At 72.7% G+C, this 24,738-nt stretch carries 16 protein-coding genes; 8 read left to right on the forward strand and 8 right to left on the reverse strand.

What is annotated here, in order from left to right; all coding sequences use genetic code 11:
* Positions 1-18: 18 nt before the first annotated feature.
* The 4 genes from ACIQMJ_RS10065 to sigK all read right to left on the reverse strand — a co-directional run bounded on the left by ACIQMJ_RS10065 (position 19) and on the right by sigK (position 3,763).
* A complete protein-coding gene (locus ACIQMJ_RS10065; RefSeq protein WP_499760592.1) occupies positions 19-669 on the reverse strand; it encodes a fasciclin domain-containing protein in 651 nt (216 codons plus the stop codon).
* 118 nt (positions 670-787) lie between these two features.
* Positions 788-2,380 (reverse strand): molybdopterin-dependent oxidoreductase, encoded by a 1,593-nt coding sequence (locus ACIQMJ_RS10070; protein WP_499760593.1) that lies wholly within the window; start codon positions 2,378-2,380, stop codon positions 788-790.
* 40 nt (positions 2,381-2,420) lie between these two features.
* Entirely contained in the window at positions 2,421-3,170 is a 750-nt protein-coding gene (locus tag ACIQMJ_RS10075; RefSeq protein ID WP_499760594.1) for an anti-sigma factor, read from the reverse strand.
* Positions 3,167-3,763: an ECF RNA polymerase sigma factor SigK gene (sigK, locus tag ACIQMJ_RS10080; protein ID WP_499760595.1), complete on the reverse strand. Its 597-nt coding sequence runs from the start codon at positions 3,761-3,763 to the stop codon at positions 3,167-3,169. The genes ACIQMJ_RS10075 and sigK overlap by 4 nt, the downstream gene beginning before the upstream one ends.
* Before the next feature lie 286 nt (positions 3,764-4,049).
* Here sigK and ACIQMJ_RS10085 point away from each other — a divergent pair, with 286 nt between their 5' ends.
* Positions 4,050-5,342: a GGDEF domain-containing protein gene (locus ACIQMJ_RS10085; protein ID WP_499760596.1), complete on the forward strand. Its 1,293-nt coding sequence runs from the start codon at positions 4,050-4,052 to the stop codon at positions 5,340-5,342.
* Between the two features lie 5 nt (positions 5,343-5,347).
* On the forward strand, positions 5,348-6,571 hold the full coding sequence (locus ACIQMJ_RS10090; protein ID WP_499760597.1) for an MFS transporter: 1,224 nt from the start codon (positions 5,348-5,350) through the stop codon (positions 6,569-6,571).
* Here ACIQMJ_RS10090 and ACIQMJ_RS10095 read toward each other — a convergent pair.
* Positions 6,561-7,457, reverse strand: a complete 897-nt coding sequence (locus ACIQMJ_RS10095) for a LysR family transcriptional regulator (RefSeq protein ID WP_499760598.1) — start codon at positions 7,455-7,457, stop codon at positions 6,561-6,563. The two genes, ACIQMJ_RS10090 and ACIQMJ_RS10095, sit on opposite strands and share 11 nt — an antisense overlap.
* 115 nt (positions 7,458-7,572) lie before the next feature.
* Here ACIQMJ_RS10095 and ACIQMJ_RS10100 point away from each other — a divergent pair, with 115 nt between their 5' ends.
* From ACIQMJ_RS10100 to ACIQMJ_RS10120, 5 genes are all read left to right on the forward strand, one after another.
* On the forward strand, positions 7,573-8,382 hold the full coding sequence (locus ACIQMJ_RS10100; RefSeq protein WP_499760599.1) for an inositol monophosphatase family protein: 810 nt from the start codon (positions 7,573-7,575) through the stop codon (positions 8,380-8,382).
* A 39-nt stretch (positions 8,383-8,421) separates the two neighbouring features.
* On the forward strand, positions 8,422-9,003 hold the full coding sequence (locus tag ACIQMJ_RS10105; protein WP_499760600.1) for an NADPH-dependent F420 reductase: 582 nt from the start codon (positions 8,422-8,424) through the stop codon (positions 9,001-9,003).
* Between the two features lie 106 nt (positions 9,004-9,109).
* Entirely contained in the window at positions 9,110-9,559 is a 450-nt protein-coding gene (locus ACIQMJ_RS10110) for a Fur family transcriptional regulator (protein WP_387499847.1), read from the forward strand.
* Entirely contained in the window at positions 9,560-11,836 is a 2,277-nt protein-coding gene (katG, locus tag ACIQMJ_RS10115; RefSeq protein ID WP_499760601.1) for a catalase/peroxidase HPI, read from the forward strand.
* A gap of 171 nt (positions 11,837-12,007) precedes the next feature.
* Complete coding sequence (locus ACIQMJ_RS10120) at positions 12,008-12,679, forward strand: AIM24 family protein (protein WP_499760602.1); 672 nt, start codon at positions 12,008-12,010, stop codon at positions 12,677-12,679.
* An 87-nt stretch (positions 12,680-12,766) separates the two neighbouring features.
* Here the strand turns inward: ACIQMJ_RS10120 and ACIQMJ_RS10125 are convergent, their stop codons facing one another.
* The 3 genes from ACIQMJ_RS10125 to ACIQMJ_RS10135 are packed head-to-tail and all read right to left on the reverse strand — an operon-like array spanning position 12,767 to position 22,468.
* Positions 12,767-13,237: an SMI1/KNR4 family protein gene (locus ACIQMJ_RS10125; protein ID WP_499760603.1), complete on the reverse strand. Its 471-nt coding sequence runs from the start codon at positions 13,235-13,237 to the stop codon at positions 12,767-12,769.
* Positions 13,230-21,023, reverse strand: a complete 7,794-nt coding sequence (locus ACIQMJ_RS10130; RefSeq protein WP_499760604.1) for an RHS repeat-associated core domain-containing protein — start codon at positions 21,021-21,023, stop codon at positions 13,230-13,232. The genes ACIQMJ_RS10125 and ACIQMJ_RS10130 overlap by 8 nt, the downstream gene beginning before the upstream one ends.
* Positions 21,020-22,468 (reverse strand): DNRLRE domain-containing protein, encoded by a 1,449-nt coding sequence (locus ACIQMJ_RS10135; protein WP_499760605.1) that lies wholly within the window; start codon positions 22,466-22,468, stop codon positions 21,020-21,022. The genes ACIQMJ_RS10130 and ACIQMJ_RS10135 overlap by 4 nt, the downstream gene beginning before the upstream one ends.
* Before the next feature lie 212 nt (positions 22,469-22,680).
* On the opposite strand from ACIQMJ_RS10135, the gene ACIQMJ_RS10140 reads away from it, so the two are divergent.
* On the forward strand, positions 22,681-24,645 hold the full coding sequence (locus ACIQMJ_RS10140; protein WP_499760606.1) for a tachylectin-related carbohydrate-binding protein: 1,965 nt from the start codon (positions 22,681-22,683) through the stop codon (positions 24,643-24,645).
* Positions 24,646-24,738: the final 93 nt, after the last annotated feature.

The following is a 24,738-nucleotide window of genomic DNA, read 5'->3' on the forward strand; positions in this document are numbered from 1 at the left end:
CCCTCGCGTCGCGTCGGATCAGGCCGCCGGCGTCATCACCTTGTCGATGACGAACACGGTGGCGTTAGCGGTCGGGATGTTGCCGCACAACACCTTCGCGCCGTTGACGGTGACGTTGTCGCCCGAGCCCTCGACCTTCAGCGTGCCGCCCTGGACGGTGGGCAGGGTGGCCGAGGAGAGGATGCCGTCCTTGTCCATGCGCTGCGGCACCACGTGGTAGGTCAGGATGCCGGTCAGCTTGGCCTTGTCGGCCAGCACGGCGTTCAGCGCGTCCTGACCGAGGGCTTCGAACGCGGGGTCGTAGGGCGCGAAGACGGTGTACTCGGCGTCGGCCTTGTTGAGCGTGTCCACGAGGCCGGCTTCCTTGACCGCGGCCACCAAGGTCTTGAGCAGCGGGTTGTTGCTCGCGGCGGTGGCGACCGGGTCGTCCACCATGCCGTCGAGCGAGCCCTCGGTGTCCTTGGGCAGGCTGGCGCACCCGGCACCGAACACGTCACCGGTCTTGGTGACACCGTCGCTCATCGCCGTGGTGGTGGTCGTGGTGGTGGTCGGTGCCGACGTGCCGGTGTCGGAGGCGGCCTGCCCGCCGCTGCCGCTGCTGCACGCGGCGGCGGAGATCAGGGCCGCGGCGAGGACGCCGATCGTGGACGCGAGCCGGGTGGTGCGCATGAGTGGTGCTCCTTTGTGGACTGTCCCTCGGAGGTGGTCGCTCCGGGCCTGTCACGAGTGGTTCGGCGCCGCGGTCGGTCCGGATTGGTTGGTGCGGAAGAAATTTCGCCGCCGCCGGTCAGGGCCGCGCGCTGAACACGATCGTGTGCCAGCCGGACGCGCCGTCCGGGATCGGTTCCGCGCGGTCGGCGGTCTGGGTCCGCCCGGTCCGGTCGGTCGCCCGCACTTCCAGCGTGTGCGAGCCGGCGGGCAGGTCGAGTTCGACGCGCCACATCCGCCACGTGTCCGCGTTGACCTCCGTGCCGAGGGTCGCGACCTGCCACGGGCCGCCGTCGGCGCGGACCTCCACCCGGTCCACGCCCCGGTGCTGCGCCCAGGCGACCCCGGCGGCGACGAACCGGCCGGCGGGCACCTGCTCGAAGGGCTTGGGCCGGTCGATGCGGGACATCGTCTTGATCGGCGCGCGCTGCGCCCAGTCACGCTCGACCCAGTAGGCGTCGAAGTCGGCGAAGGTGGTCAGCTCGGCGTCGACCAGCCACTTGGTGGCCGAGACGAACCCGTAGAGGCCGGGCACGACCATCCGCACGGGGAAGCCGTGCTCGGCGGGCAGCGGCTCGCCGTTCATGCCGAGGGCCAGCAACGCGTCGCTGCCGGGCGCCATGATGTCCTCGACCGGTGTGCCGCACGTCCAGCCGTCCGCGCTGCGGGTCGCGAGCTGGTCCGCGCCCGGTCGGACGCCCGCCTCGGCGAGGACGTCGCTCAGGGACACCCCGATGAAGTTGGTGGTGGAGATGTAGGGCCCGCCGACCTCGTTGGACACGCAGCAGAGGCTGATCGTCCGCTCGACCAGCGGCCGGTTCAGCAGGTCGTCGTAGGTGAGCACGAGTTCGCGGTCGACCATGCCGTGCACGCGCAGGCGCCAGTCCCGGGCGCGCAGCCGGGGCACCGACAGCGCGGTGTCCACCCGGTAGAAGTCGGCGTTGGGCGTGATGAAGGCGGGCGTGCCGTCGCCGGCGAAGTCCGCGCCCGCCGGGATGGGCGGCGCGGCCACGTCCGGGGTCAACCGGATCGAGCGCCGGGAAGCCTCCACGTCCACCCGGCCGCCGACGAGCTGCCCCGCCGCCGCGCTCGCCCCCGCCGCGGCGACCACGGCGGTCGAGGTGATCAGGAAGCGGCGGCGGCCCAACCCGGGCACCTGCCAGTCCACCGACCGCGTCCCGGGGTCGCCGCGTCCGGCGTCCACCCGGGACAGGCGGTGCAACCACCGGAACACCACGACGCCGACGACGAGGCTCGTCAACGGCGCCAGCACGGCGATCGGGCCGAGCGTGGGGCGGGCCAGCACCGCGGCGACGCCGACCGCGCCGAGCCCGGCGGCCAGCACCGTGCCGGGCAGCGCGCTGCGGCGCGACAGCGCTCCGGCGAGGGCCGCGAAGGCGGTGATGGCGAACGCCATGCCCGCCAGCAGGACGGTCTTGTCGTCCTCGCCGAACGTGCGGATGGCGAAGTCCTTCACCGGGTGCGGTGTCAGGTCGATGGCGGTGTTGCCGACGGCCAGGAACGGCGAGGCGAACGGGTCGACGAGCGCGGCGACGAGGTGCCCGGCGGCCAACGCCGCCGCCACCGCGACGAGGCCCGTCGCGGCCGCCGCCCACAGCGGCGGCCGCGATGCCCCGGTTCCCGGGTCCTGCTGGTGCGCGGTTGCGTTCACACCAGGGGTTCGTGGCCGGCGGTCGTGCGGATTGCCCCGCTCACACCAGCGGCAGGACCACCACCGTCGGTGTCGTGGGTCGGGGTGACCCGCCGCGCGGCTCCACGGTCAGCCCCACGGCCTCCCGGCCGGTGAAACCACTGGCCAGCACCGGGGTCTCCGCCCCACCGGAGGGCGGGAGCAGCCCGGCCGGGCGCGGCCCGTCGGGTCCGATCAGCCACAGCTGGTAGGCGCGGTCCTCGGGGAGTCGCGCCAGGCCGTGGCCGAGGAACAGCACCTGGCCCCTGGCGGTGGACGCCACGACGGTGCCCGTGCCGCCGCCGGTCACGTCGCCGCGCACGAGCTCGGCGTCCGGCGCGGCCAGCAGCTCGGCGACCTGCCGGTTGCGGTCCTCGACCTGGGCCAGCGCCCGCAGGTCGCGTTCGAGCCTGCGGTTGTCGTCCACGGCCTGCACGCCCAGCACCACGGCGACCACGATGCCCGCCGCGGCGGCCAGCGCCGCCGTCCGCCGCACCCACGGCGTCCGGCTCGTCGGCTTGGTCTCCGGCGGATCCTGGCGCGTCCCGGTGACGGCGGCCAGCACCCGGTCGCGGAGGTGGGCGGGCGGCTCGACCGCGGTCTCACCGGCCAGCACCGCGGTGGTCTCCAGCAGCTCGGCGGTCTCCTGCGCGCAGGTCGGGCAGCCCGCGAGGTGCTCCTCGAACAGCCGCCGCTCGGCGTCGGAGACGGCGTCGAGCACGTAGGCGCCGATCAACGTGTGCGCGTCGTGGCGCGTGGTGTCGCCGGTCACCGGGTCACCCCCAGGCAGTCGCGGAGCCGGATCAGCCCGTCCCGCATCCGGGTCTTCACCGTGCCCAGCGGGATGCCGAGCACGGAGGCCGTCTCCGGGTAGGTGTAGCCCTTGAAGTAGCCGAGCAGGATCGACTCCCGCTGCAACCCGGTCAGCGTCGACAGGCACCGCCGCACCTGCCGCTGCTCGATGCGCGCGGCCACCTGCTCGCTGACCGCGTCGAAGGGCGTCTCCACGTCGCGTCGGGCAGCGAGGTCCTCCCGCCGGGTCGCGGCCTGGGCGGAGCGGACCCGGTCCACGGCGCGGCGGTGCGCCATCGTCATCACCCAGGCCAGCGCGCTGCCCCGGCCCGGGTCGAAGCGGGCGGCGGTGCGCCACACCTCCACCAACACCTCCTGGGTGACCTCCTCCGACTGCGCGTGGTCGCGCAGGACGCGCCGGACCAGGCTCAGCACCCGGCCCGCCACCACGTCGTACAGCCGCTCGAACGCCCGCTCGTCGCCGCGCGCCACCAGGCGCAGCAGCTCCTCGGCCGAGGCGTCGTCCGCGTGACCCGCGGGTACCGCTCGGAGCTCGCGCTCACGACCTGCCATCGTGTCCCTTTCCACTCGCCCTCGACGGGTGTTCGGCGCCGAGGGCCCCGCGGTTCGGTCCGGACCAGGTGTTCCGGGTGACCGGCCCGGCCGCACGAACGGGGGTGGCGGCCGGGCCGGCGGGTGGTCAGCGCCGCCAGTCGTTCGGACGGCCGAGGCGCCAGTCGTTCGGGCGGGTGGTGCCGGTGGTGACCGTGATGGTGCTCATGCTGCTCTCCTGGGGTGCTCGACTGTCTGTGAGGGCTTGGTTACGGTGTCATCACCTGTTGGGAGGCGGTGACACCCCATGGTCGCGGGGGAACGACGAGGGCGCGCGTCCCCTCTGGCGTGGTGCCGCGGTTGGTCGCTGTGGCGGCTGCCGCGCGCCGTGCTGGCGTACGTGCTCGGCGTGGAGGTCGTGGCGGTGGTCGCGGTGGCGGCCGTGGCCGCGTCGACGCCGGTCACCGGCCGTCACTGGGTGTGGTTCGCGGTGCTGGCGGGCGCGGCCGTGGTGCACTTCGAGGCCGCCCGCGGGCTGGAACGGGTCCGCGAGGTGGCCGCCGAGGGCAGCCCGTACGCGCACCCGCAGTCGATCTGGCTGTTCGCCGGGGTGCTGGTGCTGCCCCCGCCGCTGGTCGCCGCGCTGGTCGCGGTGAGCTACGGCTACGGGTGGCTGCGGATCTACCGGCGCAGCCCGCTGCACCGCAAGGTCTTCTCCGCCGCCACCGTGCTGCTGGGCTGCTGGTCGGCGGGCGCGATCCTGCTCGTCGCCCACCCGGACCGCGCCCTGCCGCACGCCGCGCAGCTCACCGGGCCGGTCGACCTGGGCGCGCTGGTGGCGGCCGGGGTGGCGTACTGGCTGGTCAACCTGGCCCTGGTGGTGGGCGCGATCCTGCTGTCCACGCCCGCCCGGCCGGGCCGCGACGTGCTGGGCCCGCTGAGCCAGCAGCTCGTCATCGCGGCCTCCATCGGCCTGGGCACGGGCCTGGCGGTGGTGCTGGTGACGGCGCCGTGGGTGGTGCCGGTGCTGGTGGTGACCATGCTCGGGATGCACCTGGGCCTGCTGCTGCCGGTCTACCGCACGGCCGCCCAGGTGGACGGCAAGACCGGCACGCTGACCTCCGTGGCCTGGAGCGAGCGCGCCGCGGCCGAGCTGACCCGCGCCTCGGCGACCGGGGCGCCGCTGGCCGTGCTGCTGCTCGACCTGGACCACTTCAGCGCCATCAACAACACCCGCGGCCACCTCGCCGGTGACCACGCGCTGCGGGCCGTGGCCGCCGAGCTGCGCCGCCAGGTCCGCGACCACGACCTGGTCGGCCGGTGGGGCGGCGAGGAGTTCGTCGTGCTGCTGCCCGGCGCGGACCCGGACGCCGCCCGGCAGGTCGCCGAGCGCATCCGCGCCGCGGTCCGCGCGCCGCTGACCGACGTGCCCGCGACCGGTGGGAGCGGCGACGCCATGCGGATCACCGCGTCGCTGGGCGTGGCCGCGTACCCCGTGCACGGCGGCACGGTCGACGAGCTGCTGCTGGCCGCCGACACCGCCCTGTACCGGGCGAAGAACAACGGCCGGGACCGGGTCGAGACGGCGCCGGTCGGCTGACCGCGATGGTGGAGCCGACCGGGCGGGCGCGGTACCGCGAGGTGTTCGCGTCGGCCGAGTTCCGGGCGATGTTCGTGGCGCACACCGTGTCGACCGTCGGTGACCAGTTCGCCCGGGTCGCGCTGACGGTGCTGGTGTTCCGCGACACCGGCTCCCCGGCGTGGGCGGCGATCACCTACGCGTTGACGTTCCTGCCGGACCTGGTCGGCGGTCCCCTGCTGGCGGGACTGGCCGACCGCTACCCGCGGCGCGCGGTGATGGTGTGCTCGGACGTGGCGCGGGCCGTGCTGGTCGTGGTGATGGCCGTGCCCGTCCTGCCGTGGCCGGTGGTGTGCGGGTTGCTGGTGCTGCTCCAGCTGGCGGGCGCGCCGGCGGTCCCGGCCCGGACCGCGCTGCTGCCGCACGTGCTGCCCGGTCCCGCGTTCCGGGCGGGCGCCGCCGCGCTGTCCACGGTGAGCCAGGCCGCGCAGGTCGCCGGGTTCGCCGCCGGCGGTGTGCTGGTCATCGCGGTCGGCACCGGCGGGGTGCTGCTGCTGGACGCCGCGTCGTTCGCGGTGTCGGCCGCCCTCGTGGCGTGGCGGGTGCGGCCCCGGCCCCGGCCCGGTGGCGACGGGGCGGTGCGGCCGGGGTGGTGGCGGGCGATGACGGCCGGCGCGGTGCTGGTGTGGCGGGACCGGCGGCTCCTCGCGCTGGTCGGCTTCGCGGCGCTGTCGGCGTTCTACATCAGCGGGGAGGCGCTGGCCGTGCCGCTGGCGGACGGGCTCGGCGGCGGGCCGGTCGCGGCCGGGCTGCTGTTCGCCGCCTACCCGGCCGGGTGCGCGGTGGCGAGCCTGGTCGTGGCCACCCGGCCGGAGGCGGTCCAGCTGCGCGCGCTGCCGGTGCTCGCGGTGGCCACCAGCGCGCCGCTGGTCGCCTGCGCCCTGGACCCCGGCCTGCCGGTGCTGGTGCTGGTGTTCGTGGCGTCCGGGGCGGCGTCCAGCTACCACGCCATCGCGTCGCCGACGTTCGCGCTCTGGACGCCCGACGAGGCCAGGGGGCAGGTCTACGGCCTGGCCGTGACCGCGCTCAAGATCGCCCAGGGGCTGGGTGTCGCCGCCGCCGGGCTGGCCGCCGAACAGGTGCCGCCGCACCAGGTCGTCGCGGCGGGCGGCGTGCTCGGGGTGCTCGCCGCCCTGGGCGTCGGCGTGCTGTGGCGGTGCAGCGGCGCCCACCGCCTCGTCAGGGACTGACCAACGCCGTCCGGGCGAGGCCGCGCAACCAGGCGTGGGCCCGGTCGGTGTCGTAGCGCTGGTGCCACGACAGGTGGACCTGGGCGGGCGGCAGCTCGACCGGCAGCGGGAGCAGGACCAGGTCGAGGTCGGCGGCGGCCGGGCGCGCGGTGAGCTCCGGGACCGTGACGACGAGGTCCGTGCGGCGCACGAAGGCGAAGGCGGCGGTTTCGGTGGGCGCGGACGCGACCACGCGGCGGGTGAGCCCGAGCCGGGCCAGGGCGTCGTCGAGGGCGTTGTCGAGGTTGCCGCGCCGGGACGCGGTGATGTGGTCGGCTGCGGCGTACCGCGCGGCGGTGACGGTGCTCGCGCTGGTCAGGGGGTGCCCCTGCCGAACGGCCAGGACGTGGTGGGTCTCGGTCACCTGCTCGGCGCGGACGTCCGGCGCGGTCGGGCGGCTCGCGTTCGCTTCGAGGTCGACCTCGCCCCGGCGCAGCTCCGGGGTGTCGGTGCTGGACTCGGCGAGGAAGCGCAACCGCACCCCCGGGGCCTGCTCGCGCACGGCCGCGAGCAGCGCGGGACCGGCGAGGGTGACCAGCGACTCGTGCCAGCGGAGCGTGAAGGTGCGGTCGAGGGTGGCCAGGTCCAGGTCGCGGCTCGGTGCGAGCACCCCGTGGACCTGCTGGAGCAGCCCGTGCACCTGCTCCCGGACGGCGACCGCGTACGGCGTCGGGGTCATCGTGCGGCCGGTGCGCACCAGGATCTGATCACCCGTCGTGCGCCGGAGGCGGCCGAGGCTGCGGCTCATCGCCGGCGCGGTGACGTGCATCCGCTCCGCCGCTCCGGCCACGCTGCCCTCTTCCAGCAGGGCGTCGAGCGCGGCGAGCAGGTTCAAATCCAATTGCATGTGAGTAATCCTAGCCGTGCTTTACATGCACTTGCAGTTATTCCAGAGCGCGCATACGTTCGTGTCACGGGGCCGGAATCGCCTCGAAACTCCTGCTCAGAAGGGGGTAGTCGCCATGCCCGGAACAGTTCCGGAGACCCGTTCCGACGCCGACCTGCTCGCGCAGACCGCGACCGCCGTGCGCACCGCCGGCGCGGCGCTGCACGAGCGGTTCGGCGAGGTGGTCCGCCACGAGACCCGCGACGAGCTGATGCGCGCGCTCGCCGCCAACGATGACGTGGCGATGGACGTGCTGCGGCCCCGCCTGACGAGCCTGCGCCCGCAGGCGCGCTGGGTGGACGACGAGCTCGAAGCCGGGGCGTTGCCCTCCGGCGAGTGGTGGGTCGTCGACCCGGCCGAGGGCAACGTCAACCACCTGCACGGCCTGTCGGCCTGGGCGGTCACCGCGACCCTCGTGCGCGACAACCAGCCGGTGCTCACCGCGGTCCACGTGCCGTTGCGCGGCGAGACCTACACCGCGCTGGCCGGCGGCGGTGCGCGGGTCGACAGCCGGCCGCTGCGCGTGTCGCACGCCACGAGCCTGGGGCTGAGCCTGGTGGCCACCAGCCAGGCCAGGCCGGACGAGGACGAGGCGGTCGTGCGGCGCGTCGGCTCCTCGATCACCGCGATGCTCCGCGACGCGCTCGTGGTGCGCGCCTCCGTGCCCGCGACGCTGCACCTGCTGGACGTGGCCGCCGGCCGGGTCGACGCCTTCTGGCAGTTCGCCGGCGCCCGCGCGGACCTGCTGCCCGGCGCGCTGCTCGTGGCCGAGGCGGGTGGATCTCTCTCCGACGCCGAAGGCCGTCCCTGGACCCCGGCGAGCGGGAGCTTCCTGGCCGCCGCACCCGGCGTGCACGCCGAAGCCGTCGCCACCCTCTCCCGCTGACCGCACTCCCGCTGACCACCCACTGGAAGGACCACCACCATGACCACGATCGCCATCCTCGGGAACGGCCGCGTCGGCGGCGCCCTCGCCCGCGCGCTCGCCGACGCCGGGCACGAGGTGACCGTCGCGGACCGCTCGTCCGCCGCCGCGGCCGCCTCCCGTGCGCGGGTCGTCATCAACGCCACTCCGGGCGCGGGATCGCTCGACCGGCTCACCGCGCTGCGGGAACACCTGCACGGCAAGGTGCTCGTCGACGTGTCCAACGCCACCGCCGAAGGACCGGACGGACTGCCGTCGGACCTGCTGCACCCCGGTTCCAGCCTCGCCGAGCGGCTACAAGAGGCGTTGCCGGACACGCAGGTCGTCAAGAGCCTCAACACGATGTCGTACCCGGTGATGACCGCGCCCGCCTCGCTCGCGCAGGCGCCCACCGCGTTCCTGTCCGCCGAGGCCAAGCAGGTCGTCCGCGCTCTCCTGGCCGACCTGGGCTGGCGCGCGGAGTGGGTCACCGACCTCGGCGGCATCCGGACGGCACGGGCCGCGGAAGCCGCGATCCTGTTCGTGCCACACGTGATCCGCGCTGCCGGGCCCCGGCCGTTCGCGGTGTCGATCGTCCACTGACGAGTCCGACGCTCCCCTCGGGACCGACGTGGCGGGTGTCTCCCGCGGTGTGGCTGTGACCGAGGTAATTTTGATTTGTTCCAGATAAGTCCACTAGGGTCGTGGTGTGACACCCGACTTCGAGGCGCAGCTGCGTGCCGTCTCGTTGCGCGTGACCCGGCCCAGGTTGGCGGTGCTCGCCGCGCTGCGCGACCACCCGCACGTCGACACCGAGACCGTGATCTCCTTGGTGCGCCAAGACCACCCCACGGTGTCCCACCAGGCGGTTTACGACGTGCTCCGGGCGTTGACGAACGCCGGCCTGGTGCGGCGCATCGAGCCCGCCGGCGTCACCGCCCGCTACGAGTCCCGGGTCGGGGACAACCACCACCACGTCGTGTGCCGCTCCTGCGGCGTCATCGCGGACGTCGACTGCGTCGTCGGTCACAGCCCCTGTCTCACCGCCTCCGACGACCGCGGCTTCGCGGTGGACGAGGCGGAGGTCGTCTTTTGGGGCACGTGCCCCGACTGCTCGGCCGACCACACCGCCAATGAACCGCCAGTTGGAAGGAAGTAGATGACCGACCCCAAGGCAACGCCCCAGTCGAGCGCACAGGGCGTGGACCAGAAGGCCGCGGTCGGCTGCCCGGTCGCGCACGATTCCGTGACCGCGCACGGCAGCGAGAGCGAGAACCCGGCGATCGACTCGCCGACCCCCAAGACGGGCGGCCGTCCGCGCACCAACCGGGACTGGTGGCCCAACCAGCTCGACCTCTCGGTGCTGCACGCCCACTCGCCGAAGGGCAACCCGCTGGGGGAGAACTTCGACTACGCCCGCGAGTTCGCCAAGCTCGACGTCGAGGCCCTCAAGCGCGACATCGTCGAGGTGCTCACCACCTCGCAGAGCTGGTGGCCCGCCGACTTCGGCCACTACGGCGGCCTGATGATCCGGCTGAGCTGGCACGCCGCGGGCACCTACCGCATCCACGACGGCCGCGGTGGCGCGGGCGACGGCGGTCAGCGGTTCGCGCCGCTGAACAGCTGGCCCGACAACGCCAACCTGGACAAGGCGCGCCGGCTGCTGTGGCCGGTCAAGCAGAAGTACGGCCAGAAGATCTCGTGGGCCGACCTGCTCGTGCTGGCCGGCAACGTCGCCCTGGAGTCGATGGGCTTCAAGACCTTCGGCTTCGGCTTCGGCCGCGTCGACGTCTGGGAGCCGGAGGAGATCTTCTGGGGCCCCGAGGACGCCTGGCTGGGTGACGAGCGCTACGTCAGCGAGTCGGAGATGGCGCCCGAGGTCGGCGCGACCGAGATGGGCCTGATCTACGTCAACCCCGAGGGCCCGCGCGGCAACGCCGACCCGTTGGCGGCGGCGCACTTCATCCGGGAGACCTTCGGCCGGATGGCGATGAACGACGAGGAGACCGTCGCCCTCATCGCCGGCGGTCACACCTTCGGCAAGACGCACGGCGCCGGCCCCGCCGACGCGCACGTGGGCGCGGAGCCCGAGGGCGCGCCGCTGGAGGCGCAGGGCCTGGGCTGGCTGAGCACCTACGGCAGCGGCAAGGGCGGCGACACGATCACCAGCGGTCTCGAGGTGACGTGGACCGACAAGCCGACGCAGTGGAGCAACCGCTTCTTCGAGATCCTGTTCGGCTACGAGTGGGAGCTGACCACGAGCCCCGGCGGCGCGAAGCAGTGGGTCGCCAAGGACGCCGAGGCGATCATCCCGGACGCGCACGACCCGGCCAAGAAGCACCTGCCGACCATGCTGACGACGGACCTGTCGCTGCGCGTGGACCCGGCGTACGAGAAGATCTCCCGCCGTTTCCTGGAGCACCCCGAGGAGTTCGCCCTGGCGTTCGCCAAGGCGTGGTACAAGCTGCTGCACCGCGACATGGGTCCGGTCAGCCGCTTCCTGGGCCCGTGGGTGCCCGAGGCGCAGCTGTGGCAGGACCCGGTGCCCGCCGTCGACCACGAGCTGGTGGGTGAGGCCGACATCGCCGCGCTCAAGGCGAAGGTCCTCGACTCCGGCCTGACGACCGCCGAGCTCGTCGGCACCGCGTGGGCGTCGGCCGCGAGCTTCCGCTCCACCGACAAGCGCGGTGGCGCCAACGGCGCGCGCATCCGCCTGGAGCCCCAGCGCAACTGGGAGGTCAACCAGCCCGAGCAGCTCGCGAAGGTGCTGGAGATCCTCGAAGGCGTCCAGCGCGAGTTCAACGAGGCGGGTGGCGCGAAGATCTCGCTGGCCGACCTGATCGTGCTGGCCGGCTCCGCCGCGGTCGAGCAGGCGTCGCGCGAGGCGGGCGTCGAGGTGACCGTGCCGTTCCGGCCGGGCCGCACCGACGCCGCGCAGGAGCAGACCGACGTCGAGTCGTTCAAGGTGCTGGAGCCGCGCGCGGACGGGTTCCGCAACTACGTGCGCCCCGGCGAGAAGCTGCAGCCCGAGGTGCTGCTGGTCGAGCGCGCGTACATGCTGGACCTGACCGCGCCCGAGATGACCGTCCTGGTCGGCGGCCTGCGCTCGCTCGGCGCCAACCACGGCGGCGCGCGGCACGGCGTGCTGACCGACCGACCGGGCGTGCTGACCAACGACTTCTTCGCCAACCTGCTCTCGCCGGGCACCCGGTGGCAGGCGTCGCAGTCCGAGGAGCACGTCTACGAGATCCGGGACGCGGCCAGCGACGAGCTGAAGTGGACCGCCACCGCGGTCGACCTCGTCTTCGGCTCGAACTCCCAGCTGCGGGCCCTGTCGGAGGTCTACGCCAGCGACGACGCCCGCGAGAAGTTCGTGGTCGACTTCGTGGCCGCGTGGACCAAGGTCATGGAACTGGACCGGTTCGACCTCGCGTGATCCGAAGTTGATCCGCCGTTGACACGAGGGCGGGCCCGGCGCCACCGCCGGGCCCGCCCTTCGTCGTCCACCCGGCCTGGCGGCCTGGGCCGCCTGCCTCATTCACCTGCCTTGTTCACCCGACGTGACCCCGGTGGTGCGCGTTCGAGTGATCACCTGCACTATCAGGGCATGCGCAGCTCACTGTTCAACCACACCGAACGATCCGTCGAGCCCGGCAGCTTCCAGCTGCAGAACGACCGGATGCTGAAGGTGGACCTCACCGGCAGCGGCGGGTTCTTCTTCGCCAAGCAGGGGTCGATGGTCGCCTACCAGGGTGACGTCGACTTCGCCTACGAGGGCGCGGGCGGGCTCGGCAAGCTGTTCAAGAAGGCGTTCACCGGCGAGGGCATGTCCCTGATGAAGGTGTCGGGCAGCGGCGACGTGTTCCTCGCCCAGGACGCCGACGAGATCTTCGTGCTCTACCTGGAGAACGAGGGCGTGACCGTCAACGGCAAGAACGTCCTCGCCTTCGAGTCCACCCTGAAGTGGGACATCAACCGCGTCGAAGGCGCCTCCATGCTGACCGGTGGCCTGTTCAACACCACCTTCACCGGCACGGGCGCCCTCGCCGTCACCGCGTACGGCACCCCGGTCGTGCTGAACGTCGACGTCCCCACCTACGTCGACATGCAGTCCGCCGTGCTGTGGTCGACCTCGCTGCAGTCCTCCATCCGCAAGACCGCCAAACTGGGCGCGGTCATCGGCCGGGGCTCGGGCGAGGCGTACCAGCTCGCGCTGTCGGGCCAGGGCATCGTGGTCGTCCAAGCCTCCGAAGGCCACCCCGTGCCCCAGGCCCAGTGACCACCGCGGGGACCTGCCGGCGGCACTTTCGCGCCGCCGGCAGTCCTGATCCGCTTCTTCCCGATCCCCCGGGCGGAGTGCGACGACCTACAGCCCCGTGGTGGAGCTGATCGCCTCGGCCCTCGCGGTCTGCCACAGGAATTCGAGGAAGGTGGGCGCCATCAGCTGCGCCTCCCGCTCCCCCTCGGTGTACATGAACACGGCGTCCGGCGACGCCCGGTCGAAGAAGTAGAACTGGTAACCCTGGTGCGTGGCGAAGAAGAACCGGCCGGACAGCTCGAGACGAGGGTCCTGCGCGGCGAACTCCCGGGCGTAGTCGTCGGCCTCGATCGGTTCGGGGAAGTAGATGTCCGTGCCCCTGAACAACCTGCCCGCCCTTCGGCCCAGGACCTCCAGGAACGCCAGGTAGTGCGCGGGCAGGGGGAAGTCGCCCGCCAGGTCGTGGACCGCTCGCAGCTCGTCCTCGTCGCAGCCCGCGACCTCGCCCGGCCGCGCGACTCCCAGCTCGACCAGCGCCGCCGCGAAACGCCTCATGTCCTCGACGACCTCGTCAGCCATGGGTGACCTCCACGCGGACCCCGGGATAGGCGTTGCGGAACTGGTCGATCACACTACTACAGGAATCGCAGATATCCCTTTCCGAATAGAGGTAGACCGTTCCCTTCGACGAAGGCGACAACGTGGTCGCGAGTTGTTCGAGGAGCTTCACCTCGGCGTCGTACGGCCGGACCGTCTTGCCGTCCGGCGACGTGGCCTCGAACCGCCGGTCGGCCGGGACGGGCGCCGTTCCGCCCAGTGACGTCTCACCGCTGTGCGACTCGATCTTCCCCGTGGCTCCGTCGATCTCGTAGGACGCCACGGCGACGTTCTTCCTGCCGGACAGGGTGGTCGGCGACTTGGCGAGCCGATCGCGCAGCGCCTTCGCCTCCGCCGCACCGTCCCAGTGGGCGGACGCGGTCGGGATCTTGCCGAGCTTCCCCAGCTTCGGGAGCTTGGCCGCGAGACCGCCGAGTCCGACGATCTCGATCCCGGCCCACAGGCTGCGCCCGATCGCCCGCCCGTAGTTGCCCTGCGCCAGCTCCTCCTCGACGGGCTTGGTCATGGCGCCCCAGAGCAGCCCGGCCGCGCCGAGCGGGTCGTCGGCGATCGCCTTGGCCGTGCGCGCCGCTCCCAGACCGCACTCCAACAGGTCTCCGGCGCACTCCTTCGCCGAGTCCCACGCCTCCCCGGCGCTTTCCTTGGCCGCCTGGCCGAGCCCGGCCACGACCCCGCCCGCCTCGCAGACCCAGGTCCAGGCCCAGCAGTCCGCACCCGACTGCTGCGTCAGCCAGGTCGGCGACTGGAGCGTCGCCGACACGTTCTGGATCACGGACCCGGCCTGCTCCAGCAGGTTGGCGTACACCGCCGAGTACGAGTTGTTCACGTCGCCGACCGGGTTGGCGTAGAAGCCGGCCTGGTGCGACGGCAGGTTCGGCGACGACGACACCGGCGGTGCGTTGTCGGGGCCGTACAGCGGCTGGGTCAGTGCCTCGGGAACCGGCAGGGGGTTGTTGCGGCCGAACGCCCTGGCTTCCTCCCGGGCGATGTCGGTGGGGCTCGGTCCCCTGCTGGTCGACCCCGAGCGGTTGCCGTTGGTGCTCCCGCTGTCCCTGCCCCGGTCGTTGGGCGGCACGTTGCCGAACCCGGGCTTGGTCGCCGCGTCCGGCGGCGGCTCGGCGTTCGGGGGCGGAGGTCCGCACAGGTCGGGCAGGATCATGCAGAACCAGTCGCCGATGTCGCCCCAGGGGTCCCAGGTCCCCGGCCGCGGACCGCACACACCTGGTCCGCCCAAGCACCAGTCGTCCGGCTGGTGGCCGCTGGGGTCGGAGTAGTTCAGCGGGGAGCCGAGGCCGTACGCGTAGCGGTTGGCCATGCCGGACGGGGTGCCGGGCAGCGGGTAGTCGTCGCGGGAGGCGAACGTGCCGCTGCCGGGGCGGTACCAGCGGGCGGTCATGTTGACCTGGCCCGTGTCCGGGTCGGTCCAGTCGCCCTGGAAGCCGATGGACCGCTTGGTCCCCGTGGTGGCCACCGCGCGGCCGAACGGGTCGAAGGTCGCGGTGTCGGCGGGCGCGGTCATCGGGCCGGTCGGGTCCAGCGTGGCGACGAGGTCGCCGTGCCCGTCGCTCACGGCCAGGCGTTCGACGTCGCCCCGGCCGATGGCCAGGAGTTGGTCGCCCCCGCCGCGCGAGTAGGTCGACGTGCCGTCGGAGACCAGTTCGTTGGACCGGCCGCCGTAGGTGAAGACCTGGCTGTTGCGGGTGGCGACGCGGTCCAGGCCGTCGTAGGCGTAGTTCTGCGCGCCCTGCCCGGTCATGCGGTCGAACGCGTCGAAGGAGAACGTCTCGCCGCCCGCCTTCGACGCCAGGGTGCCCCGGGCGCTGTGGGTGTAGGTCTGCGACCCCTCGGTCACCAGGCGGTTGCGCTCGTCGTAGGTCGAGGACTGGTCGCCCGCCTTGGTGCGGTTGCCCGCCGCGTCCCACTCGTAGGCCACCGTGCCCGAGGCCGAGGTCCACGACGTCAGCCTGCTCGCGTGGTCGTAGTCGTAGGTGTTCGCCCCGGCCGGGGTGGTCTTGGCGGTCAGCCTGTTCTTCTTGTCGTAGCCGTAGGTCGTCTGGCCGCCGGCGACGGTGTCGGACGCGAGGCGACCGGCGTCGTCGTAGCCGAAGACCCGTTCGCGTCCCGCGCCGAAGGCGATCTTCTCCACCTGGTTCGCGGCGTTGTAGCCGTAGGTCTGGGTCAGACCGGTCAGGCTGTCGGTGACGGTGGCCGGACGTCCCTTGACGTAGGTCGTCGAGGTGGTGCCGGACGCGTCGGTGCGGGACGTCGGCATGCCGTCCGCGTCGTACTGCCGCGCCGACTCACCGCCGGGCCCGCTCGCGGTGAGCAGGGCACCGCGGTCGTTGTAGGTGTAGGTGTTCTCCCCACCGACGCCCCGCACGCCGACCAGGCGGTTCAGCACGTCGTAGCGGAGCACGCGGTCCGCGGTGGCCGACTCGGCGCCCGCGCCGGTTTCGAGGGTCAGCCTGCCCAGGGCGTCGAACGTGCGCGTCCGCGTGACGCCGCCGGGCAGCCGCATCGACACCGGATCGCCCGCCGCGTTGTACGTGGTGGTCCACGTGCGGTCCGCCGTGGCGGGGTGGGCCGCCGTGGCGGGCTCGACCACGGACTCGCTCAGGCCCAGCGAGTTCACCGTGTAGACGGTCTTGTTGCCGCGGCCGTCGGTGAACCGGGTGGTGTGGCCCGCCGCGTCGTACCCGAAGCCGGTGATGATCGTCTTCCCGTCGGCGACCGGTTCGACCTGGCGGACGAGCCGCCCGAGGGCGTCGTGGGTGTAGGTGGTCTGCCGGTTGAACGGGTCGGTGGAGGTGGTGAGGTTGCCGTCGGCGTCGTAGCCGAACGTGCTGCGGCCGATCAGCGCACCGCTCGCGCCGAGCTGCCGGGTGGACGTGAGCCGTCCCGCGCTGTCGTAACCCGACCTCGACGTGCGGCCGAGCGCGTCGGAGGTGCGCACCAGGCGGTCGGTCATGTCGTAGCCGTACTGGGTGGTGACGCCCGCGGCCGTGGTGGAGCGGACCACCTGGCCCACCGCGTCGTGCTCCCACGTCGCCGCGTTGCGCCCCGGTGACGTGGCCTTGACCAGGCGTCCCGCGTCGTCGTGCTCGTAGTCGGTGGTCAGCGTGGTCGACGGGTGGCGTTCCAGGACGCTGGAGGTGATCCGCCTGCCGAACCCGTCGTAGGTGGCCTCGGTGCGTCCGCCGGACGGGTCGTCGGCGGACAGCAGCTCGCCGGTGCGGGTGTAGGAGTACAGCCAGGAACCGGCGGACTCGGTCGGCGCGTCGGCCTTCGGCACCGTCTGCTCGACCAGCCGGTCGAGCTGGTCGTACCGGAAGGTGCTGACCGCACCGCGGGCGTCGGTGCTGCGGACCACGTTGCCCACCGGGTCGTAGGCGACCTCGCCGGTGCGGGTGATCGGGGTGGTCTGCCCCGGAGGGGTGTAGGCGGGGCTGTGCGTGCGCACCACGCGGCCGAGCCGGTCCACGTCGAACCGGGTGACGTTGCCGTTGGCGTCACGGTTGGCGGTGACCTGGCCGAACGCGTTGTACCCGGTCTTGGACTCGGGACGGGTGACGGCCGGGTCGCCGCCGCCGGACTCCACCGCCACCGGCGGCTGCTGGACGCCGACCAGCCGGCTCGCCGTGTCGTAGCTGAACGAGGTCGTGTACGCGGACGGGTCGGCCCCGGTCTCGTTGCCGCGCGGCGAGGTCACCGAGGTGATCAGGCCGCGCTGGTCGTAGCCGTACTTCGTCACCAGCCACGACGTGCCCAGGCGGGTGGACTCGGTGGTGCGCCGGCCCGCGATGTCGTAGGTGTAGTCGACGACCTCCGCCTCGCCGCTGCCCGTGCTGCCGGTGTTGGAGTCGTTGCCGGTGCGGGTGACCCGCTTGACCTTGCCGTTGCGGTCGTACTCCACGGCCGTGCGCCGGTTCAACCCGGTCGGGTCGGCGGTGGACACCGTCCTGCGGCCCACGGCGTCGTACTCGTAGGTCGTGACCAGGCCGCCGGCCAGGCGCTGCTCGGTCAGGTTGCCGGCGGCGTCGTAGGTGTTGCGCTCGACCTCGATCTGCGGCCTGGTGCCACCGGCCGGGGCGTAGCCGAGGAGCTTGCGCGAGCGGAGCAGGTCGTCGTCGTAGTACTCGCGCACCTCCGTGCGCTGCATCGCGTCGGTGGTCCGCACCAGCCGGCCCGCGCCGTCGTAGGTGTTGGCGCGCAGGACCAGGTAGTCCTGCGGCAGGGCGGGCGCGCCTTCCGGGTCGCCGTTCCAGCCGCGCAGGCGGACCTCCGAGACGGCGTTGCGCGCGGTGTAGGCGAACTCCTGGCGCACGCCGTTGGCGTTGACGGTCCAGGTGAGGTTGCCGAACGCGTCGTAGCCGTGGCTCGTCTCGCCGCCGAGCGGGTCGGTGATCCGGTCGACCCGACCGTGCGCGTCGTACGTGACCCGGTTGACCCGCGCCTCGTCACCGCCGCTCACGTCGCCGACCTCCAGCCGGACCTGGCGCCCGTCGGCGTCGTACTCGACGTCCGTGCGCCGGGTGTGGGTGACGCCGGTGATCGCGTCGACCGTCGGCGGCTCGGTGACGCGCACGACGCGTGAGAGCTCGTCGTAGACGTGGGTGGCCGTCAAGCCCTGCGGGTGGGCGTCCGAGAACACCTTGGTGGTCAGCAGCCGGCCCAAGGCGTCGTAGGTGTGCACGGTCCGCAGCCCGGACGGGGCGCGCACCTCGGCCAGGTCGCCGGTGCGGTAGTACGAGTAGCGGGTCTCGCCGCCCTCGGCGTCACGGCTGGTCTTGACCAGGCCCGGCGGTTGGTTGCCGCCGTCGAAACCCGGTTCGCCGCCGTCGGTGTAGGTGTGGGACACCACCCCGCTGTCGGCGGTGGTCTGGGAGACCAGGTCGCCGCGGGTGTTGTAGGTGTAGGAGGTGCGGTAGCGGTTGTCGGTCGGGCCGGACGAGCGGGCGTCGCGGTGTTCGAGCAGGCGGTCGTTGCGCGGGTCGGTGGCGTCGTTGGGGTTGAGGTAGTAGGCGTAGTGGGCGGTCTGGCAGTTGGAGATGCCGCGGCAGGTCTTGCGGGACTTCACGTTGCCGCGCTCGTCGTGGGCCAGCACGATCTGCCGGCCGGTCTCGTCGGTGATCGTGGTCTGGAAGCCGGACTCGTCGTAGCCGAACGTGCGCACGCCCTGGAACTCGACGTCGACGAAACCTCCGCCACCCCCGATCGGCACGTCGCAGAAGTTGCCGCCCGGCACCGGCGCGCACGTCGTCGGCGACGTCGGCGGCGCCGTGTCGTCCGGCGGTGTGTCCTCGGGGCGGGTGGAGATGCCCAGCGGGGAGAGCTGGCGCAGGATGCGCCCGCGCAGCGGGTCGAAGTCGTAGAAGTGGTTGCGGTTGCCGGGATCGGTGACCCGGACGGTGCGGACCAGGTTGGTGTCGTTGCCGGTGATGACCGGCGTGCCGAACTTCCAGGTGCCGCCGTTGCCGTCGAGGTACTCCGACACGCGGTCCTGCACGGTGTCGTAGCGCAGCTCGGCCGCGACCCGCCCGGTCGGCAGGGTCACCTTGGCGACCTGGTCGGCGGCGAGCCGGGCGGAGTGGTGCGCGCGGACCTGGTTGAGGCCCAGCGGTTGCGCGTAGACGGCCGCCTCGTCGATGTCGCCCTTGAAGAACCACTTGGACTGGGTGCTCCAGGCCGGCCAGTCGTTCGCCGGGCTGAACGAGATGCCCGCGCCGAGCTGGCCGTGCGTCAGGTCGTGGTTGTCGACCACGCCCGCGCGCTCACCGACCACCGCCCCGTCGAGGTACAACGTCTGCGAGCCCACCGCCGCCGCCAGCACCACGTGGTGCCACTGGCCGTCGTTGACCGCACCGGTCGTGGTGATCGGCGGCGAGGTGGGGTTGGGGTCGGTCCAGAACAGGCCGCGCAGCTTGCCGTCCGTGCCGACGTACAGCACGGGCACGGTGGCGGTGTGGCCGGTCTGGTCGAAGGGCTTGTTCTGGAACGCGACCAGCGGGCCGGACGCGGTGGTGCGGAACCACAGCTCCACGCTCGCGTTGCGGTTCTTGCTGATCGCGTGGTCGGGCAGGGTGATCCGGGACTTCACGCCGTCGAAGCCCGCGGCCGTGTCCGCGGTGCCGGCCGGCGCGCCGGGCCGTCCCCTCTGCACGTCGACGTAGGAGCCGAAGTCCTTGCCGAGGTTGACGCCGACCTGGCTGGCGGCCTTGTCGCCGGAGTCGCCCAGCGGCCAGTACGACGACGGCCTGCTGTCGAGCACGGCGCTGCGGTAGTGCGACCCGGTCGTGTAGTCGTAGGTGGCGCAGCCGTCCTTCGGGTCGCAGACCTTGGTCAGCTTGTCGCCGTCGTAGGTGTAGCGCCACGTCGGAGTCGTGCCGTTGACCGGGTTCGTGGCGACCGACGTGACGTGCGCACCGGTCCACGTGAAGGTCAGGTACCGGCCGGTGACGGGGCTGCGGGCCTGGCTGAGCCGGCCCGCCGCGTCGTGGACCAGCTCGACGGCGCGCAGCGCGTTGTCGGTGATGCGGGTCAGCTTGCCGTCGGCGCGGAAGTAGTAGCCGGTGGCGTTCTTGTCGACCAGCGTCCAGCCGTTGTCGGCGTTGCGGAACAGCGTGGCGTACCGGCCGGGCGGCGGGGCGTAGGTGCCGTCACCGTGGTGGCCGAAGCGGACCTGGCTGCCGTCGGGGTAGGTGATGACGACGTTGCCCGTGCCGTCCTGGTCCTGGACCGCGCGCATGTCGAACTGGCTGGTCCAGCCCGCGCCGAAGAGCAGGTCGCGGCGCGGGTCGAGGCTGTTGTAGGTGCGGGTGACGGTCAGCGGCGGACCGGTGCTGCCCACCGACGCGTCGATGGCGCTGGTGCGGTAGTTCGCGACCTGGGCGTCCACGTCGCCCGCCTTGCCGCTGTACGGGGCGTTGCCGAGGTGCGCGGTGATCTCCGGCTGCGGTACGGCGGTCAGCAGCACGCTGGCCTGCACCGGCGCGCTCTCGGCGCCGCCGGAGTCCTTCACGTACGCGTTCCAGGTGTAGGTCTTGCTCCACCGCAACGACCCGGCAGGAACCGTCCACGAAGGACTGCCCTGGAAGCCGGAGTCGACGCACGCGGCCGGGTTCGCCTTGTCGCACACCACGAACCGGTACTGCAGGCCGGCGCCGCCGTTGTCGATGTCGAGGCCGTTGGCCCACAGCGTCGGGGTCAACGTGGGCGCGGAGTAGCCGTTGGGCGGGTACTGGGCCCGCAGCACCGGCGGCACGTTCTTCATCTCCAGCAACAGCACCGCGGGCGGGATCTGCTCGTCCACGAAGTACGCGTGGCCCTTGCGGTGCATGCTGAACTCGAAGGTGTACTGACCCCAGTCGGCGGGCGGGGTGATCGCCGCCTCCAGCGACACCGAGTGCCCGCGCGGCACCTCGTTCGGCAGCACGGCCGAGTCGTTGACCTGCACCATGGGCGCGCCGTTGGCGGAGAACTGGCGGTAGGACAGCACGTACTCGCCCGGCGTCCACGTGGTCGCGCCGTGGTTGGTGACCGTGATGCCGACCTTGCCCGGCTGGCCGCCCTTGAGCAGCGGGGGCTGCGGCGTCGGCCGGTCGATCCGGTACGAGGCGTCGTACGGGGTGTGCGTGATGAACAGGCGCGGCTTGTTCGCGGTGCCGTGGCCGTAGAACTTCTTCCAGCCGTACTGGTCGGTCTCCGACGCGCGCACGGTCAGGCCGTAGTTGGCCTGCTGCCCGCTCACCCACCGCTGGACGAGGTCGCGGCCCTTGGCGCCGAGCGGGACGCCCGCGGGCAGTTGGACCGGGTCGCGCCGGGCGCGATGTAGCCGTAGGCGAACGACGCGCTGTCCAGCTCGGCCCCGTACGCGGGACCGGGGAACGTCTGGCCGGTGCCGGCGGTCCACGGCGCGGTGACCGGGTGCACGCTCACCGGTCGCGGGTTGCAGGAGTAGGAGTGGAAGTTGGTCAGGGCCAACGACGCGCCGAAGATCTTGTGGTGCGCCAACGAGTTCTCGACGCCCGGGAACGCCAGGTAGCTCGCGGTGGTGATGGTGACGCCGCCGTCCTGGACGGTGCCCACCCGCAGTTCCTGCCCGGCGGCGTTGCTGAAGTTCTGGTTGTTGCTCTGCCGCTGCACGTACATGCTCGCGGGCGACTCCAGCGTGGTCACGGTCGGGTCGACCAGCACCGGGAAGCGGCGGGCCGGGTCGGCCAGCCAGTCGCGGTCCAGGTGGACCCGCAGCACCTCGCCCACCAGCTCGTAGCGCACGCCCGCGGAGAACGCCGGGCCGGCCGGGCCGTCGTGGGAGTCCTCCATGTGACCGGCGGGCACGAGCGCCCGCCGCTCGCCACCGGCGTCGACCAGCTCGATCGCGCCGTCGACCACCTTCGCGGTCAACCCCTCGAGCTGCAACGGGAAGTCGAACGAACGAGGTGTGTCGGCGGAGTGCAGGACCAGCGTCTCCTTGACACCGCCGGACTGCAGGTCGAGCCGCAGGTCCACGTTCGGCCGCACGGCCGGGTACGTGACGCGCGAGCCCTCGGCGCGGCCGGTGCTGCGCGCCGCGTCCTTGAGCGAGAACCCGAAGCTGCTCTTGTCCCCCAACGCCATCCGCACGAGCGGCGCGGCGTCGGCGGTGTCGGCCAGCCGCACGTCCACGCTGTCGGACTTGTTGCGCCACTCACCGCCGTCGCGCACCGCGGTCGGGTCGACCGGCGCCCACGAGCCGTCAGGCCCGCGGTGGTGCAACGGGTCCTGGCTCACCTCGGTGGTCAACGTGCCGTCGGTGTTGGCGAAGGTGCGCGACCGGTCCGTGCGACGGTCGGCCAGTTCCCGGCTGGTGGCCGCGTCGAACCCGCGCACCTCGCGCGGCGCGGCCTCCCCCACGCGCGCCTCGTTGGCGGGCGGGACGGGTTCGGGTTGTCCCTCGATCTTCGGGAACTGCGACTGCAACGACCGCGGCTCGGCCTTGTTCACCGCTCGGGCGTCCGCGCCCCCTTGCGCGTCACCCCACTGCTGCGCCGGACCGTGCCCCGGCAGAGCGGCTGCGGCGGCTTCCCGCCGGTCCCGCTGTTCCACGAACACGACCGCCAGGGCCGTGCCCATCAGACCGATGACCAGAGCGCCGACGAGCGCCAGGACGGCGCCGCGGCGGGACATGCGCAGAGCAGCACGACGTGGTCTCACCACGTGATCCTTCCCCTGAGGGATCGCCCGAAGAGCCCGATCCCCCTCGGACCGGTGGCGAGTCGGCGCAAGTATGTGGGGCGGTTTCGCCACCCAGCAAGCGTTTGTCCCGCCGCGGGACAGCCCGCACTACGGCTCCTTGCGCCGACCGCCGCCGACGCTCATGCTTCGGCGCGGCAGCGACCGGGCTGCCCGACTTCCTTGGGGGAGCGATGCGACACAGACCCGCGCACGGCAGGCTCCTGGCCTCCGTGCTGGCGTTGACCGCCGCGCTGACGGCGACCTCCGCCGTCACCGGCCCGACCGCCGCGCAGGCGGCGGACTCGTTGCAGTGCAGGACGACCGCCTCGATCTTCACCGTCGTGTCCGACAGCCGGCTGTACGTGTGGGGGCACCACGAGCCGGAGACCGGCGTGGCGAGCTGGCAGTACGGCCAGGAACTCGGTTCCGGGTGGGGCAACGCGACCTGGGCCGGCCCCGACGGCCGGATCTACACCGTCAACGACACCGGTGAGCTGCACCGGCGCCGGTGGGCGAACGGGGCCTGGGAGGGCGGCGGCCCCAGCGCCTACACCGTGATCGGCACCGGGTTCACCACCTACCGGAACCCGGCTTACCGCAACAAGTTCACGGTCGACTCGCTCGGCCACTTCTACGCCGTCGACCCGAGCGGGTTCCTGCGCTGGCGCAGCTACAACGAGACCACCGGCACGTGGCAGGAAGCCGTGCTCGACGCCGGCTGGGACCGGTACGACATGATCACCGCGGCGGGCAACGGGATCATCTACGCCCGCAGCACGAGCGGTTTCCTGTACCGGTACGAGTACCACGCCGCGTCCCAACGCCTGTCCGGGTCCACCTCGGTCGGCAGCGGTGACTGGGGCGGGTTCGTCAAGCTGTTCTCCCCCGGCGGTGACGTGCTGTACGCCGTGCGGCCCACCGGGCAGATGCTCTGGTACCGCTACGTGGTCGGGTCCGGTCTGGCCACCGGTTCGGGCCGCGAGGTCGGCAGTGGCGGGTGGGCCGCCGACCTCGCCACCGTGGCGTCGACCGACGACTGCCGGTTGACCACGACGAGCGAACCGCAGCGCCCGGCCGTGGCGGTGGACCGGTCCGCGCCGGCGGCGCTGCTCAAGACGAGCAACGGCTACTTGCAGTACGGCTACGTCAACGGCGAGGGCCGGTTGGTGCACGGCGAGATCCGCGACCTCTACAACGTCAACCCCAACGGGTTCGCCGCGCTGCCCGGGTACGCGGGCTTCACCGGCAAGCCGTCGTACGCCGAGAACCAGAACGGTCAGCTCCGGCTGTACGCCCACGGCACGGACTCCGACGCCCGCGGCTCCCTGCAGACCTCGCCCGGCGCGTGGAACGGGTTGTCGTACTTCGGCGGCCGGATGAAGACCGGCCCGCGGCTCGTGCGCACGTCCGACAACCTGGTGACGTTCGTCGCGCTGGACGAGCAGGGCTACATCTGGACCAAGCCGCAGCGGGTGCTCAACGCCTCGATCCACGCGTGGCGCAGGAACACCTACCAGAACCCGCTGCCCGTGGCGCCGGCCGGACCGCTGACGGCCACCGCGGACGGCAACGGCATCGAGCTCGCCGCGCTGGGTGTGAACGGCGTGACCTACACGTACTGGATCGCCGCCGAGGGCCAGGTGACCGTGAACGTCCCGCCGTCGCCGTGGAGCTCGCTGGGCAACCCGGCCGGCACCCTGGCGACGAACGTGGTGCTGCCCGACGGCGCCGGCGAGGTCTGGTTCACCCGTGCCGACGACGGCCAGGTCTGGACCAAGCGGACCGGCGCCACCGCGTGGACCGTGCTGCCGGCCGCGACCCCGGCGGGCGTGACGGCGGCCGGCGCGCCCAGCGCGATCTTGGCCCCGGACGGCACGCTCCAGGTCGCGGTGCGCGGCTCGGACGGTTTCGTGTACCGCACGGGACAGGCCAACCCCGGTAGCAGCACGTGGCTGCCGTGGACCGAGATCACGCAGTACGAGCAGGAGTCGGCCGTCGACCCGACGCTGTCCCTGGCCGCCGACACGTGGGTGATCGCCTTCCGCACCCCCGCCGGCGACCCGAAGCTGCGGCGCTTCCAGCCGGGCGGCGCCGCGGCGCGCACCGCCGCCGCGAGCGGGGACTTCGTCGAGGTGCCGTTGGCCGTGACCGGGTGACCCGCCCCGGGTCGGGTGCGCCGGCGCCCGACCCGGGAACGCCCCTCCTGCTGAGGGCTGATCCGCCCACAGCAGCACGACACCCGGATCGGC

This window comes from Actinosynnema sp. NPDC091369, from assembly GCF_044757065.1.
Taxonomy (GTDB): Bacteria; Actinomycetota; Actinomycetes; order Mycobacteriales; family Pseudonocardiaceae; genus Actinosynnema.